Origin of the sequence: Halomonas ventosae (genome assembly GCF_004363555.1) — a bacterium.
GTDB classification, from domain to species: Bacteria; Pseudomonadota; Gammaproteobacteria; order Pseudomonadales; family Halomonadaceae; genus Halomonas; species Halomonas ventosae.
In genome coordinates, this window is sequence record NZ_SNZJ01000016.1 from 68,381 (window position 1) to 83,737 (window position 15,357).

The 15,357-nt window shown below is 63.7% G+C and carries 19 protein-coding genes; all 19 read right to left on the reverse strand.

Annotated features, from left to right (window positions below):
- Positions 1-4: 4 nt before the first annotated feature.
- Positions 5-544 (reverse strand): 50S ribosomal protein L5, encoded by a 540-nt coding sequence (rplE, locus tag DFP85_RS13600; protein WP_106232381.1) that lies wholly within the window; start codon positions 542-544, stop codon positions 5-7.
- 18 nt (positions 545-562) lie between these two features.
- A complete protein-coding gene (gene rplX, locus DFP85_RS13605) occupies positions 563-877 on the reverse strand; it encodes a 50S ribosomal protein L24 (RefSeq protein WP_040183125.1) in 315 nt (104 codons plus the stop codon).
- 14 nt (positions 878-891) lie between these two features.
- Positions 892-1,263 (reverse strand): 50S ribosomal protein L14, encoded by a 372-nt coding sequence (rplN, locus tag DFP85_RS13610; RefSeq protein WP_106232380.1) that lies wholly within the window; start codon positions 1,261-1,263, stop codon positions 892-894.
- 52 nt (positions 1,264-1,315) lie between these two features.
- On the reverse strand, positions 1,316-1,576 hold the full coding sequence (rpsQ, locus tag DFP85_RS13615) for a 30S ribosomal protein S17 (RefSeq protein WP_106232379.1): 261 nt from the start codon (positions 1,574-1,576) through the stop codon (positions 1,316-1,318).
- Between the two features lies 1 nt (position 1,577).
- A complete protein-coding gene (gene rpmC, locus DFP85_RS13620) occupies positions 1,578-1,769 on the reverse strand; it encodes a 50S ribosomal protein L29 (protein WP_040183129.1) in 192 nt (63 codons plus the stop codon).
- Positions 1,769-2,182: a 50S ribosomal protein L16 gene (rplP, locus tag DFP85_RS13625; RefSeq protein WP_021819610.1), complete on the reverse strand. Its 414-nt coding sequence runs from the start codon at positions 2,180-2,182 to the stop codon at positions 1,769-1,771. The genes rpmC and rplP overlap by 1 nt, the downstream gene beginning before the upstream one ends.
- A 15-nt stretch (positions 2,183-2,197) precedes the next feature.
- Positions 2,198-2,896 carry a 30S ribosomal protein S3 gene (rpsC, locus tag DFP85_RS13630; RefSeq protein WP_106232378.1) on the reverse strand — a complete coding sequence of 233 codons (699 nt, stop codon included), beginning with the start codon at positions 2,894-2,896 and terminating at the stop codon, positions 2,198-2,200.
- 11 nt (positions 2,897-2,907) lie between these two features.
- Positions 2,908-3,240: a 50S ribosomal protein L22 gene (gene rplV, locus DFP85_RS13635; RefSeq protein ID WP_040183132.1), complete on the reverse strand. Its 333-nt coding sequence runs from the start codon at positions 3,238-3,240 to the stop codon at positions 2,908-2,910.
- 18 nt (positions 3,241-3,258) lie between these two features.
- Positions 3,259-3,534 (reverse strand): 30S ribosomal protein S19, encoded by a 276-nt coding sequence (rpsS, locus tag DFP85_RS13640; protein ID WP_089714455.1) that lies wholly within the window; start codon positions 3,532-3,534, stop codon positions 3,259-3,261.
- A gap of 33 nt (positions 3,535-3,567) precedes the next feature.
- Complete coding sequence (gene rplB, locus DFP85_RS13645) at positions 3,568-4,398, reverse strand: 50S ribosomal protein L2 (protein ID WP_106232377.1); 831 nt, start codon at positions 4,396-4,398, stop codon at positions 3,568-3,570.
- A 17-nt stretch (positions 4,399-4,415) separates the two neighbouring features.
- Positions 4,416-4,712, reverse strand: a complete 297-nt coding sequence (gene rplW / locus DFP85_RS13650; protein WP_089714412.1) for a 50S ribosomal protein L23 — start codon at positions 4,710-4,712, stop codon at positions 4,416-4,418.
- Positions 4,709-5,317, reverse strand: coding sequence for a 50S ribosomal protein L4 (rplD, locus tag DFP85_RS13655; protein ID WP_106232376.1), 609 nt, complete (start codon positions 5,315-5,317; stop codon positions 4,709-4,711). Before rplD ends, rplW begins: the two co-directional genes overlap by 4 nt.
- A gap of 14 nt (positions 5,318-5,331) precedes the next feature.
- Entirely contained in the window at positions 5,332-5,970 is a 639-nt protein-coding gene (rplC, locus tag DFP85_RS13660; protein WP_106232375.1) for a 50S ribosomal protein L3, read from the reverse strand.
- A gap of 163 nt (positions 5,971-6,133) precedes the next feature.
- Positions 6,134-6,445 (reverse strand): 30S ribosomal protein S10, encoded by a 312-nt coding sequence (gene rpsJ / locus DFP85_RS13665; protein WP_010626466.1) that lies wholly within the window; start codon positions 6,443-6,445, stop codon positions 6,134-6,136.
- A gap of 163 nt (positions 6,446-6,608) precedes the next feature.
- The gene (gene tuf / locus DFP85_RS13670; RefSeq protein WP_133636912.1) at positions 6,609-7,802 is read right to left on the reverse strand and encodes an elongation factor Tu; all 1,194 of its coding nucleotides are present in this window, start codon (positions 7,800-7,802) and stop codon (positions 6,609-6,611) included.
- 29 nt (positions 7,803-7,831) lie between these two features.
- Positions 7,832-9,952, reverse strand: coding sequence for an elongation factor G (fusA, locus tag DFP85_RS13675; RefSeq protein WP_133636913.1), 2,121 nt, complete (start codon positions 9,950-9,952; stop codon positions 7,832-7,834).
- Between the two features lie 45 nt (positions 9,953-9,997).
- The gene (gene rpsG, locus DFP85_RS13680) at positions 9,998-10,468 is read right to left on the reverse strand and encodes a 30S ribosomal protein S7 (protein WP_040183143.1); all 471 of its coding nucleotides are present in this window, start codon (positions 10,466-10,468) and stop codon (positions 9,998-10,000) included.
- A gap of 119 nt (positions 10,469-10,587) precedes the next feature.
- The gene (rpsL, locus tag DFP85_RS13685; RefSeq protein WP_071943783.1) at positions 10,588-10,962 is read right to left on the reverse strand and encodes a 30S ribosomal protein S12; all 375 of its coding nucleotides are present in this window, start codon (positions 10,960-10,962) and stop codon (positions 10,588-10,590) included.
- 149 nt (positions 10,963-11,111) lie between these two features.
- Positions 11,112-15,329, reverse strand: a complete 4,218-nt coding sequence (gene rpoC, locus DFP85_RS13690; protein ID WP_133636915.1) for a DNA-directed RNA polymerase subunit beta' — start codon at positions 15,327-15,329, stop codon at positions 11,112-11,114.
- Positions 15,330-15,357: the final 28 nt, after the last annotated feature.

Genomic DNA, 15,357 nt, shown 5'->3' on the forward strand with positions numbered 1-15,357 from the left:
ACCCTTATTTCTTGAACGGGAAGTTCAACGCGCCGAGCAGCGCGCGACCTTCTTCATCGGTTTTGGCGGTGGTGGTGATGGTGACATCCAGACCACGGATCCGGTCGATCTTATCATACTCGATCTCCGGGAAGATGATCTGCTCACGCACCCCCATGGAGTAGTTGCCACGACCGTCGAAAGACTTCGGGTTGAGACCACGGAAGTCACGAACGCGGGGGATCGCGATATTCACCAGGCGATCGAGGAAGTCCCACATGCGCTCGGAGCGCAGGGTCACCTTGATCCCGATCGGCCAGCCTTCACGCACCTTGAAGCCCGCGATGGACTTGCGTGCCTTGGTCACCAGCGGCTTCTGACCGGAGAGCTTCTCCAGGTCGCCGATGGCGTTGTCGATCAGCTTCTTGTCGCTGGTCGCTTCGCCGATACCCATGTTCAGGGTCACCTTGGTGACCCGCGGTACCTGCATCACGTTGGCGTAGCTGAACTGCTCTTGGAGTTGAGCCACCACCTCGTTCTGATAACGTTCTTTCAAGTTCGCCATTTTGCTATCCGACTCGCGTTAGGCGTCGATCTGCGACTGCGTCGACTTGTAGATACGTACCTTGGTACCGTCTTCCTGAACCTGGAAGCCGACGCGATCCGCCTTGCCGGTCTCCTGGTTGAAGATGGCCACGTTGGACGCGTGAATCGGTGCCTCGCGCTCGACGATACCGCCCTGGTTGCCCGCCATCGGGTTGGGCTTGGTGTGACGCTTGATCATGTTCACACCGGACACCACGAAGCGGTTTTCGAGAACCCGCTTGACGGTGCCGCGCTTGCCCTTGTCCTTGCCGGCGATGACGATGACTTCATCGTCACGTTTGATCTTTTGCATATCCGCCTCGCTCCTTACAGCACTTCAGGCGCCAAGGAAATGATCTTCATGAACTTCTCGTTGCGAAGCTCACGCGTCACCGGCCCGAAGATACGGGTACCGATCGGCTGATCGTTGGTGTTGTTCAACAGCACAGCCGCATTTCCATCGAAGCGGATCAGCGAACCGTCGTTACGACGGACGCCACTACGGGTGCGAACCACCACCGCCTTGAGGACCTGGCCCTTCTTGACCTTGCCACGCGGAATGGCTTCCTTCACCGTGACCTTGATGATGTCACCGATGCGGGCGTAGCGACGGTGAGAACCGCCCAGCACCTTGATGCACTGCACCCGGCGCGCTCCGCTGTTGTCGGCGACATCCAGCATTGTCTGAGTCTGAATCATCGGTTTTCTCCAAACCTAATCTGACTGCACTGGCTTGACCGGCCTGAGCCGATCAACCCTTGGCCTGTTCGACGACTTCGATCAGGGTCCAGGCCTTGTTCTTCGACAGCGGACGGCATTCCTGGATGGACACCGTGTCGCCGGCCTTGGCCTGATTCGACTCGTCGTGGGCGTGCAGCTTGGTGGAGCGCTTGACGTATTTGCCGTAGATCGGGTGGCGCTCACGACGCTCGATCATCACAACGATGGACTTGTCCATCTTGTCGCTCACCACCTTGCCGGTGAGCGTACGGGCTTTCTTCTCTTCGGCCATCTCAGTCACCTGCCTTCTCGTTGAGCACAGTCTTCACGCGGGCAATGTCCCGACGAACCTGCTTGAGCAGATGAGTCTGGCTCAGCTGACCGGTGGCCTTCTGCATGCGCAGGTTGAACTGCTCGCGGAGGAGCTCGAAGAGCTGCTCCTGGAGCTGCTCGGCTGACTTCTCACGAATTTCCTGGGCTTTCATCACATCACCGTCCGTTTCACAAAGGTGGTGGAGACCGGGAACTTCTGGGCGGCCAGGGCAAATGCCTCGCGAGCCAGCTCCTCGGAAACGCCTTCGATCTCGTACAGGACCCGACCCGGCTGGATCTGCGCGACCCAGTACTCGACGGAGCCCTTGCCCTTACCCATGCGGACTTCCAGCGGCTTCTTGGAAATCGGCTTGTCCGGGAAGACACGGATCCAGATCTTGCCGCCACGCTTGACGTGACGGGTGATGGCACGACGACCGGCCTCGATCTGACGGGCGGTGACACGGCCCCGGCCAGTGGCCTTGAGGCCATACTCGCCGAAGCTGACCTTGCTTCCGCGATGCGCCAGACCACGGTTGCGGCCCTTCTGCATCTTGCGGAACTTCATACGCTTGGGTTGTAACATCGACTCGCTCTCCCCTTACCTGGAACCTTTCTTCTTGGAGGGCGCGGCCTGCGGCTGCTTCGCCTTGGCGCGGACCTCCTCGATGCCCCCGAGGATTTCACCCTTGAAGACCCAGACCTTGACACCGATGATGCCGTAGGTGGTCTTGGCCTCGTAGGTGGCGTAGTCGATGTCCGCGCGCAGGGTATGCAGCGGGACGCGACCTTCGCGGTACCACTCGGTGCGGGCGATTTCCGCGCCGCCGAGGCGACCGGAGAGCTGCACCTTGATGCCGCCGGCGCCCAGGCGCATGGCGTTCTGCACGGCACGCTTCATGGCACGACGGAACATCACGCGACGCTCGAGCTGGCCGGCGATGTTCTGCGCGACGAGCTTGGCATCGAGTTCCGGCTTGCGGACTTCCTCGATGTTGACGTGCACGGGCACGCCCATCATCGCGGTGACGTCACGACGCAGACGGTCGACGTCCTCGCCCTTCTTGCCGATCACGATGCCCGGACGGGCAGTGTGAATGGTGATGCGGGCGTTGTTGGCCGGGCGCTCGATGGTGATGCGGCTCACGGACGCATTCTTCAGGCGCTCTTCCAGGAAGCGACGCACTTCGAGGTCGCTGTTCAGCTTGTCGGCATAGGCGCCGCGCTCGGCATACCACACCGAGGTATGGTCCTTGACGATACCCAGGCGAATGCCTGTTGGATTGACTTTCTGACCCATCTGGTCGACTCCTACTTCTCGGCTACCTTGACGGTGATGTGGCAAGTGCGCTTCAGGATGCGATCCGCACGGCCCTTGGCGCGCGGACGGATGCGCTTGAGCGTCATGCCCTCATCGACGCAGATGGTCGAGACACGCAGCTCGTCGATATCCATGCCGTCGTTTTCTTCCGCATTCGCGATGGCGGACTGCAGCACCTTCTTGACCAGCTTCGCGGCCTTCTTCGGGGAGAAGGTCAGCAGGTCGAGTGCCTCGGCGACAGGTTTACCGCGCACCTGGTCAGCCACCAAACGGGCCTTCTGGGCGGATAAACGAGCGCCACGCAGCTTTGCTGTGACTTCCATCTCTCAATCCTCTCTGGCTTACCGTTTGGCTTTCTTGTCCGCCACATGACCGCGGTAGAGGCGGGTAGCAGCGAATTCGCCCAGCTTGTGGCCAACCATTTCCTCGGAGACGTGCACCGGGACGTGTTGGCGACCGTTATGGACTGCAATGGTGAGCCCGACCATGTTGGGCAGGATCATGGAGCGACGCGACCAGGTCTTGATCGGTTTGCGGTCGCTCTTCTCCACTGCAGTCTCAACCTTCTTCAGCAGATGAAGGTCAATAAAGGGACCTTTCTTCAGTGAACGTGGCACAGCCGTTACCTCTTGATGTCTTGGCGTTGGATCTTATTTCCGGGCCTTGCGGCGACGGATGATCAGCTTGTCGGTGCGCTTGTTCTTGCGGGTCTTGTGGCCCTTGGTGGGGATGCCCCACGGAGACACCGGGTGACGTCCGCCGCTGCTGCGGCCTTCGCCGCCGCCGTGCGGGTGATCCACCGGGTTCATGGCCACGCCGCGAACGGTCGGGCGCACCCCTCTCCAGCGCTTCGCACCGGCCTTGCCAAGCTGACGCAGGCTGTGCTCGGAGTTGCTCACTTCCCCCAGGGTCGCGCGGCACTCGGCCAGCACCTTGCGCATCTCGCCGGAGCGCAGACGCAGGGTGGCGTAGTTGCCTTCGCGGGCGACCAGCTGGGCGCTGGTGCCGGCGCTGCGAGCAAGCTGGGCGCCCTTGCCGGGCTTGAGCTCGATGCAGTGCACGGTGGAACCCAGCGGGATATTGCGCAGCGGCAACGCGTTGCCCTTCTTGATGGGCGCGTTGACACCGGACTCGAGGCGGTCGCCGGCGCTCACGCCCTTGGGCGCGATGATGTAGCGACGCTCGCCATCGAGGTACTTGAGCAGGGCAATGTGTGCGCTGCGGTTCGGGTCATGCTCCAGGCGCTCGACGGTGGCCGGAATGCCATCCTTGGTGCGCTTGAAGTCGATGATCCGGTAGTGATGACGGTGACCACCGCCCACGTGGCGGGTGGTGATGCGACCGTAGTTGTTACGGCCACCGGACTTGGACTGTTTCTCGAGCAGCGGCGCGTAGGCGCGGCCCTTGTACAGTTCCTCACCAACGATCTTGACGACGTGGCGACGACCGGCGGATGTGGGTTTAGTCTTGACGATTGCCATGATCCGTACTCCTGCCCTTATTCGGCGCCAGAGAAGTCTTCAAGCGTCTCGCCGGCGGCCAGTGTCACGTACGCCTTGCGATAACCCTTGCGGTGACCCAGACCCTGCGCGGTGCGCTTGGTCTTGCCCTTCATGTTCAGCACCTGAACACGGTCGACCTTCTTGCCGAACAGCTCCTGGACGGCAGCCTTGATCTCGGGCTTGGTCGCGTCGCTTGCCACCTTGAACACGTACTGGTTGCGCTCGGCGGCCATGGCGGCCTTCTCGGTCACGTGCGGACCGAGCAGAACCTTGAATACACGCTCCTGGTTCATGCCAGCTTCTCCTCGAATTTACGCAGGGCGGAGACGGTGACCAGCACCTTGTCGAAGGCGACCAGGCTCACCGGATCAGCGGCGGCGACGTCCACCACATCCACGTTGGGAATGTTGCGGGCGGCGAGGTACAGGTTCTCGTCGACTTCCTCGGTGACGATCAGCACCTTCTCCAGGCCCAGCTCCTCGAGCTTGGCGACCAGCTGCTTGGTCTTGGGGGCCTCGACGGCGAAGCCATCGACGGCCACCAGGCGCTCCTGGCGAACCAGCTCGGAGAGGATCGAGCGCATGGCCGCACGGTACATCTTGCGGTTGACCTTCTGGGAGTGGTCCTGCGGACGAGCCGCGAAGGTCACGCCGCCGCTGCGCCAGATCGGCGAACGGATGGTACCGGCACGGGCACGACCGGTGCCCTTCTGGCGCCACGGCTTCTTGCCGCCGCCACGCACGTCGGAACGGTTCTTCTGGGCACGCGTACCCTGGCGACCACCGGCCAGATAGGCGGTGACGACCTGGTGCACGAGGGCCTCGTTGAATTCTTTGCCAAAGGTGGCATCGGATACTTCGACAGTACCGGCGCCTGCACCTGCAAGATTCAGATTCATCGGTAAGTTCCCCTTCAGCCTGCTTTGACGGCGCTGCGCACGATGACATCACTGCCGGTGGCACCAGGTACGGCACCCTTGATCAGCAGCAGGTTGCGTTCGGCGTCGACACGGACGACTTCCAGGCTCTGCACGGTGCAGCGAACATTGCCCATCTGGCCGGCCATCTTCTTGCCCTTGAACACGCGGCCCGGCGTCTGGCACATGCCGATGGAACCCGGCGCGCGATGCGACAGGGAGTTACCGTGGCTGTTGTCCTGGGTGCGGAAGTTCCAGCGCTTGACGGCGCCCTGGAAACCCTTGCCCTTGGAGGTGCCGGTCACGTCAATCATCTGACCAGCTTCGAAGAGGGATACGGTGAGTTCGCCGCCCACTTCCGGAGCCTCGTCGCCTTCTGCCAGGCGGAACTCCATCAGCGAACGACCGGCCTCGACACCTGCCTTGGCGAATTGCCCGGCCTGGGCTTTCGACAGATGCTTGGCCTTGCGGGAGCCGGTTGTCACCTGAACCGCGGCGTAGCCGTCGGACTCGACGGACTTCACGCGCGTCACGCGGTTGGGCTCAACCTCGATCACGGTCACGGGCACGGATGCGCCATCTTCGGTGAAGACGCGGGTCATACCGGCCTTCCTACCGACTAAACCGATAGTCATTCTCAGTCTCCTATAGTGTACGGGGCTGTCACCCGCTATGGCTGCCCTTTCCAGAGCATTCCACTAGCACGTTGTATGACGCCATCCCGGCGTGGCGGCTGCTGCGTGGCGCTGCCTTTCAGTGGGCAGACCAGGCGCTGGGCCGCGAGTGTCTAGTGTGGTGTCAGTCGAGCTTGATCTGCACGTCCACGCCGGCGGCGAGGTCGAGCTTCATCAGGGCATCAACGGTCTTTTCGGTGGGCTCGACGATATCGAGCACCCGCTTGTGGGTACGAATCTCGTACTGGTCGCGCGCGTCCTTGTTGACGTGCGGAGAGATCAGCACGGTATAACGCTCGCGATTGGTCGGCAGAGGAATCGGACCACGGACCTGGGCGCCGGTACGCTTGGCGGTATCTACGATCTCCGCGGCGGACTGGTCGATCAGGCGATGGTCGAAGGCCTTCAACCGAATGCGAATCTTCTGGTTCTGCATTTGCCCTAACTCCAATGGATTCTGACGGCGCGAGCCGTCAACCCACGCATTCAAAGGATGCGCATTATAGGCACGCCGGCGACGAGAGTCAAACACTCGCTTCCGGTGCGCAGAAAGGGGGCTCCTGGTGGAGCCCCCTTCGATCGGTCAAGCAGCGAAGCGCTTACTCGATGATCTTGGCCACGACGCCGGCGCCGACGGTACGGCCGCCTTCACGGATGGCGAAGCGCAGGCCGTCATCCATGGCGATCGGGGCGATCAGGGTGACAACCATCTTGACGTTGTCGCCCGGCATGACCATCTCGACGCCTTCCGGCAGCTCACAGGTACCGGTGATGTCGGTGGTACGGAAGTAGAACTGCGGACGGTAGCCCTTGAAGAACGGGGTGTGACGACCACCCTCGTCCTTGCTCAGCACGTACACCTCGGCCTCGAACTTGGTGTGCGGGGTGATGGTGCCCGGCTTGGCCAGGACCTGGCCACGCTCGACGTCGTCACGCTTGGTGCCGCGCAGCAGGGCGCCGACGTTCTCACCGGCACGACCTTCGTCGAGCAGCTTGCGGAACATCTCGACGCCGGTCACGACGGTCTTGACGGTGTCCTTGATACCGACGATCTCGACTTCCTCGCCAGCCTTGACCACACCGCGCTCGACGCGGCCGGTGACCACGGTGCCGCGGCCGGAGATGGAGAACACGTCCTCGATCGGCATCAGGAACGGCTGATCGATGGCGCGCTCCGGCTCCGGGATGTACTCGTCCAAGGCCTTGATCAGGTTGGCAACGGCGGTGGTACCCATGCCGTTGTCGTCCTTGCCTTCCAGGGCCATCAGGGCGGAACCGGTGATGATCGGGGTGTCGTCACCCGGGAAGTCGTACTCGTCGAGGAGTTCACGGACTTCCATCTCGACCAGCTCGAGCAGCTCCTCGTCGTCGACCATGTCGGCCTTGTTCAGGAACACGACGATGTACGGCACGCCGACCTGGCGAGACAGCAGGATGTGCTCGCGGGTCTGCGGCATGGGGCCGTCGGCGGCGGACACGACCAGGATAGCGCCGTCCATCTGGGCGGCACCGGTGATCATGTTCTTGACGTAGTCGGCGTGCCCCGGGCAGTCCACGTGCGCGTAGTGACGCGTCTCGGACTGGTACTCGACGTGAGAGGTGGCGATGGTGATGCCGCGCTCACGCTCTTCCGGCGCATTGTCGATGGCGTCGAACTCGCTCCAGTCGCCACCGAACACCTCGGCGGAAACGCGGGTCAGGGCCGCAGTCAGCGTGGTCTTGCCGTGGTCGACGTGACCGATGGTACCGACGTTGACGTGCGGTTTGGAACGTTCAAATTTTTCCTTAGCCACTGCTATAACCTCTTTACGTTAGCTAACGGTTAACCGTTCTGGTTGATGACGGCTTCAACGACGCTGGACGGCGCCTCTTCGTAGTTCGCAAACTCCATGACGTAGCTTGCGCGGCCCTGGGTCTGAGAGCGCAGGTCGGTCGCGTAACCGAACATCTCAGCCAGAGGTACCGTGGCGCGGATGATCTTGCCCATGGAGGAGTCATCCATGCCCTGGACGAGACCCCGGCGGCGGTTCAGGTCGCCCATGACGTCACCCATGAACTCCTCGGGGGTCACGACCTCGACCTTCATCACCGGCTCGAGGAGCACGGCCTTGGCCTTCTTGGCACCTTCCTTGACCGCCATGGAAGAGGCAACCTTGAACGCGGTCTCGTTTGAGTCCACGTCATGGTAGGAACCGTCGAACAGCGTGACCTTGACGTCAATCATCGGGTAGCCCGCGATGACACCGTTCTGCAGCTGCTCGTAGGCCCCTTTCTCGACGGCCGGCACGTATTCCTTGGGAACCACGCCGCCAACGATCTCCGAGGCGAACTTGAAGTGCATGTCCTCGTCTTCGCCCTTGTCCTCGGCCGTGAGCGGCTCGATGCGCAGGTGGACATGACCGTACTGGCCGCGACCGCCGGACTGGCGAACAAACTTGCCTTCCTGCTCGACCTTGGCGCGGATGGTCTCGCGATAGGCCACCTGCGGCTTGCCGATGTTGGCATCGACCTTGAACTCGCGACGCATGCGGTCGACGAGGATGTCGAGGTGCAGCTCGCCCATGCCGGAGATGATGGTCTGGCCGGTCTCCTCGTCGGTGCGCACCTGGAAGGAGGGGTCTTCCTGGGCCAGCTTGCCCAGTGCCACGCCCATCTTCTCCTGGTCGGCCTTGGACTTCGGCTCCACGGCCACGGAGATCACCGGGTCCGGGAACTCCATGCGCTCGAGCACGATCTTGTCGTTCAGGTCGCACAGGGTATCACCGGTGGTGACGTCCTTCAGGCCGATGCAGGCGGCGATGTCGCCGGCCAGCACTTCCTTGATCTCCTCACGGGAATTGGCGTGCATCTGGACGATACGGCCGACGCGCTCCTTCTTCTCCTTGACGGAGTTGTAGACGCTGTCGCCCGACTTCAGCACGCCCGAGTAGACGCGGATGAAGGTCAGGGTGCCGACGAAGGGATCGGTGGCGATCTTGAAGGCCAGCGCGGAGAAGGGGGCACTGTCATCCGCCTCGCGGGTGGCGATGGTGCCGTCCTTGTCGTCCAGCTCACCCTCGATGGCCTTGACCTCGGTGGGTGACGGCATGTACTCGATGACGCCATCCAGCACCGCCTGGACGCCCTTGTTCTTGAACGCCGAGCCACAGGTGACCAGCACGATCTCGTTGTCGAGGGTACGACGACGCAGGCCGGCCTTGATCTCCTCGACGGTGAGCTCGCCCTCCTCGAGGTACTTGTCCATCAGCTCCTCGGAGGCCTCGGCGGCCGCCTCGACCATCTCCTCGCGGTACTTCTCGGCGGTCTCCTGGAGCTCGGCGGGGATGTCCACCAGCTCGTAGTTCATGCCGAGGCTGTCCTCGTCCCACAGGATCGCCTTCATCCTGATCAGGTCGACGACGCCCTTGAACTCTTCCTCGGTGCCCCAGTTGATCTGGATCGGCACGGCGTTGGCACCCAGCTTCTGCTTCAGCTGGTCGACCACCATGAAGAAGTCGGCGCCGGTACGGTCCATCTTGTTGACGAACACCATGCGCGGGACTTCGTACTTGTTGGCCTGGCGCCAGACGGTCTCGGTCTGGGGCTGCACGCCGGACGAGCCGCACAGCACCACGACGGCACCGTCGAGCACGCGCAGGGAACGCTCCACCTCGATGGTGAAGTCGACGTGCCCCGGGGTATCGATGATGTTGATGCGGTGCTCGTCGAACTGCTTGTCCATGCCCTGCCAGAAGCAGGTGGTCGCCGCGGAGGTGATGGTGATGCCACGCTCCTGCTCCTGCTCCATCCAGTCCATGGTGGCGGCGCCATCATGGACCTCGCCGACCTTGTGGGAGAGGCCGGTGTAGAACAGGACGCGCTCGGTGGTAGTGGTCTTGCCGGCATCGACGTGCGCCACGATGCCGATGTTGCGATAGCGCTTTAGTGGAGTCTTGCGAGCCACGATGGAACTCCCCTGTGGTTGGCGATGCGTTTAGAAGCGGTGCACTTAGAAACGATAATGAGAGAAGGCCTTGTTGGCCTCTGCCATGCGATGCACGTCTTCCCGCTTCTTGACGGCTGAGCCCTTGCCTTCGGCGGCATCGAGCATCTCGCCGGCGAGGCGCAGCACCATGGTCTTCTCGCCACGGCGACGGGCCGCATCGACCAGCCAGCGCATGGCCAGCGCATGGCGGCGCGAGGGGCGAACTTCCACGGGCACCTGATAGGTCGCACCGCCGACGCGGCGTGACTTGACCTCGACCATGGGCTGGATGGCTTCCAGCGCCTTGTCGAAGATCTCCAGCGGCTCTTCCTTGCTACGCTCGGCAACCCTGTCCAGCGCACCATAGACGATACGCTCAGCTACGGACTTCTTGCCGCCGATCATCAGGTGGTTCATGAACTTCGCCAGGCGCTCGCTTCCGAACTTGGGATCCGGCAGGATCTCGCGCTTGGCCGCAACTCTTCTTCTAGGCATGATAAGCCCTCATCAAAGGATCCTTCAGGTAAACCCGAGACTCCTGCCGGCGGCAGCGCTCGACCTTACTCTTATCAGACCGTGGTCAAAATGGGGTGACTGCTGCGTACCGCGGCCGGTCAGACCTTGGGACGCTTGGTGCCGTACTTGGAACGGCCCTGCTTGCGGTTCTGCACGCCGGAAGTGTCCAGGGCACCACGCACGGTGTGATAGCGCACACCGGGAAGGTCCTTGACGCGACCGCCGCGGATCAGGACCACGGAGTGCTCCTGGAGGTTGTGGCCTTCACCGCCGATGTACGAGGAGACCTCGTAGCCGTTAGTCAGGCGAACACGGCACACCTTGCGCAGTGCGGAGTTCGGCTTCTTCGGGGTGGTGGTGTAGACGCGGGTGCAGACGCCGCGCTTCTGCGGGCAGGCCTGCAGCGCAGGCACGTCGCTCTTGGCGGCCTGGCGCTTGCGCGGCTTGCGCACGAGCTGATTGATCGTTGCCATGGTGTGTAGCTGACTCCAATGGGTTGCCTTGCCTTCCAGCGGGTGCGGGCGCACCCGCCCCACTGTTAAAGGCTGCGCATTCTAATGGCTGACGCGGCACGTCGTCAAGCACCGCGCCTCCGGGGAGGCGCGGTGCCACGACGCGGGCGTCAGATCTCGTCGTCGTCCGAGTCCAGCGCGGTGAGCTGGGCGCCCAGCTCCTGCTCGACGTCGTAGGCCGACGGGTGGAGCAGCCGCTCGGCGTCTTCACGCTTGCGGCGACGCTCCGCGTGGTGGGTCAGGCCGGTACCGGCCGGGATCAGGCGTCCCACCACCACGTTCTCCTTCAGGCCACGCAGGTAGTCGCGCTTGCCGGTCACCGCCGCCTCGGTCAGCACCCGCGTGGTCTCCTGGAAGGAGGCCGCAGAGATGAACGACTCGGTGGCCAGGCTGGCCTTGGTGATCCCCAGCAGCAGCCGCTGGTACTTGGCCGGGAACTTCTCTTCCTGCTCCAGGCGCGCGTTCTGCTCGAGCACGCGGACCAGCTCGGCCTGGTCGCCGGGGATGAAGTCGCTGTCGCCGGCGTCGGTGATCTCCACCTTGCGCAGCATCTGACGCACGATCACCTCGATGTGCTTGTCGTTGATGCCCACGCCCTGCAGGCGATAGACGTCCTGCACCTCGGTGGTGATGTACTTGGCCAGCTCGGCGATGCCCAGCAGACGCAGGATGTCGTGCGGGTTGCTCGGGCCGTCCGAGATCACCTCGCCCTTCTCGACCGACTCGCCCTCGAAGACCGCGATCTGGCGCCACTTCGGGATCAGCATCTCGAAGGGATCGCCGTCTTCCGGGGTGATGGTCAGGCGCCGCTTGCCCTTGGTCTCCTTGCCGAAGCTGATCACGCCGCTGACCTCGGCGAGGATCGCCGGCTCCTTCGGCTTGCGCGCCTCGAACAGGTCGGCGACGCGCGGCAGACCGCCGGTGATGTCCTTGTTGCCGGTGGCTTCCACGGGGATACGGGCCACCACCTCGCCGACGCCGATCGTCGAGCCGTTGTCGACGGTGATGATCGCCTTGCCGGGCAGCGGGTACTGCACCGGGGTGTCGGAGCCGGAGACGGTGACCGGCTTGCCGGCGGCGTCGGTCAGCATGATCATCGGGCGCTTGTCGCGACCGGCCATGGGCCGCGCCGCCGACTCGATCACCTCGATGGAGGAGAGGCCGGTCATCTCGTCCACGCTGCGGTGCATGGTGACGCCCTCGTCGAGGTCGCTGTACTGCACCTGCCCCTCGGCCTCGGCGATGATCGGGTGGGTGTGCGGGTCCCACTTGGCCACGGCCTGGCCGGCCTCGACGCTGTCGCCGTCGCGCACGTCCAGCTCGGCCCCGTAGGGCAGCTTGTAGTACTCGCGCTCGCGGCCATGATCGTCGGCCACGGCCAGGGCGCTGGAGCGGGACACCACCACCAGCTTGCCGTCACCGCGCTCGACGTACTTGATGTTGTGCAGGCGCACCTTGCCGCCGTGCTTGACCTGGACGCTGTCCACCGCGGAGGCCCGTGAGGCCGCGCCGCCGATGTGGAAGGTCCGCATGGTCAGCTGGGTGCCCGGCTCGCCGATGGACTGGGCGGCGATGACGCCGACGGATTCGCCGATGTTCACCTGATGACCGCGCGCCAGGTCACGGCCGTAACAGGCCGAGCAGACGCCGTGCGGGGTCTCGCAGGTGATGGTCGAGCGCACCACGATCTCGTCGACACCCATGGTGTCGAGCTCGGCACACCACTTCTCGTCGAGCAGGGTGCCGCGCGGGATCAGCACCTCCTCGCTGGCCGGGTCGATGACGTCCTGGGCGACCACGCGACCCAGCACGCGCTGGGCCAGGGAGACGATGATGTCGCCGCCCTCGATGACCGGGTGCAGCGTCAGGCCGCGCTCGGTGCCGCAGTCCGGCTCGGTGATCACCATGTCCTGGGCCACGTCGACCAGGCGGCGGGTCAGGTAACCGGAGTTGGCCGTCTTGAGTGCCGTGTCCGCCAGGCCCTTCCGCGCACCGTGGGTCGAGATGAAGTACTGGAGGACGTTCAGGCCCTCGCGGAAGTTGGCGACGATCGGGGTCTCGATGATCGAGCCGTCCGGCTTGGCCATCAGGCCGCGCATGCCCGCCAGCTGGCGGATCTGGGCGGCGCTACCCCGGGCGCCCGAGTCGGCCATGATGAAGACGCTGTTGAAGGAGTCCTGCTCGACCTCCTTGCCATCGCGGTCCACCACGGTCTCCTTGGAGATCCCGGCCATCATCGCCTTGGCGACCTGGTCGTTGGCCCGGGCCCAGATGTCGATGACCTTGTTGTACTTCTCGCCGGCGGTGACGAGGCCGGAGGAGAACTGGTCCTCGATCTCCTTCACCTCGTCCTCGGCGGCCTCGACGATCTCGGCCTTGGCGTCCGGGATGACGAAGTCGTTGACGCCGATGGAGGCGCCGGACCAGGTGGCCAGGCGGAAGCCGGTGTACATCAGCTGGTCGGCGAAGATCACCGTCGGCTTGAGACCGGCGCGGCGGTAGACCTCGTTGATCAGCTTCGAGATGGCCTTCTTCTTCATCGGCTGGTCGACCAGCTCGAAGGGCACGCCCTCGGGCAGGATGCGGAACAGCAGCGCCCGGCCCACGGTGGTGTCGTAGAGGCGGCGATGGTGGCTCTTCTCGCCGGTCTCCTCGTCGATGTCCACCTCGTCGAGGCGCACCTTGACGCGGGCATGCATCGACACGCTCTGGGTGCCGAAGGCGCGCTCCACCTCGTCGAGGCCGGAGAACACCATGCCCTCGCCCTTGTCGTTGATGCGCTCGCGGGTCATGTAGTACAGCCCCAGCACCACGTCCTGGGAGGGTACGATGATCGGCTCGCCGTTGGCCGGTGACAGCACGTTGTTGGTGGCCATCATCAGCGCGCGGGCCTCGAGCTGGGCTTCCAGGGTCAGCGGCACGTGCACCGCCATCTGGTCACCGTCGAAGTCGGCGTTGTAGGCGGCACACACCAGCGGGTGCAGCTGGATCGCCTTGCCCTCGATCAGCAGCGGCTCGAAGGCCTGGATGCCGAGGCGGTGCAGGGTCGGCGCGCGGTTGAGCAGCACCGGGTGCTCGCGGATGACGTCGGCGAGGATGTCCCACACCTCGGGCAGCTCGCGCTCGACCATCTTCTTGGCCGCCTTGATCGTGGAGGCGTGACCCAGCGACTGCAGCTTGGAGTAGATGAACGGCTTGAACAGCTCCAGCGCCATCTTCTTCGGCAGGCCACACTGGTGCAGGCGCAGGGTCGGGCCGACTGTAATGACCGAGCGGCCGGAGTAGTCGACGCGCTTGCCCAGCAGGTTCTGGCGGAAGCGGCCCTGCTTGCCCTTGATCATGTCGGCCAGGGACTTCAGCGGGCGCTTGTTGGAGCCGGTGATCGCCCGGCCGCGGCGGCCGTTGTCGAGCAGCGCATCCACCGACTCCTGCAGCATGCGCTTCTCGTTGCGCACGATGATGTCGGGCGCATTGAGGTCGAGCAGCCGCTTGAGGCGGTTGTTGCGATTGATGACGCGACGATAGAGATCGTTGAGGTCCGAGGTCGCGAAGCGGCCACCGTCCAGCGGCACCAGCGGACGCAGGTCCGGCGGCAGCACCGGCAGCACCTCCATGACCATCCACGCCGGGTCGTTGCCGGAGCCCTGGAAGGCCTCCAGCAGCTTGAGGCGCTTGGAGAGCTTCTTGATCTTGGTCTCGGAGTTGGTTTGCGGGATCTCCTCGCGCAGTCGGCCGATCTCCTCGTCGAGGTCGATGTCCTTGAGCAGCGCCTGGACGGCCTCGGCCCCCATGCGGGCGTCGAAGTCGTCACCGAACTCCTCGAGGGCCTCGAAGTACTGCTCGTCGTTGAGCAACTGGCCGCGCTCCAGGGTGGTCATGCCCGGGTCGATGACCATGAAGCTCTCGAAGTAGAGCACGCGCTCGATGTCGCGCAGGGTCATGTCCAGGAACATGCCGATGCGCGACGGCAGCGACTTGAGGAACCAGATGTGGGCGACGGGGCTTGCCAGCTCGATGTGGCCCATGCGCTCGCGGCGCACCGCCGCCTTGGTGACCTCGACGCCGCACTTCTCGCAGATGATGCCGCGGTGCTTCATGCGCTTGTACTTGCCGCACAGGCACTCGTAGTCCTTCACCGGGCCAAAGATCTTGGCACAGAACAGGCCGTCACGCTCCGGCTTGAAGGTGCGGTAGTTGATGGTCTCCGGCTTCTTGACCTCGCCGTAGGACCAGGAGCGAATCATGTCCGGCGACGCCAGCGTGATCTTGATCGCGTCGAACTCGTCGGACTGAGACTGCGATTTGAGGACTTTCACCAAATCTTTCATGGGGTCGGCTCCGTTGCGGAGTTGTCAT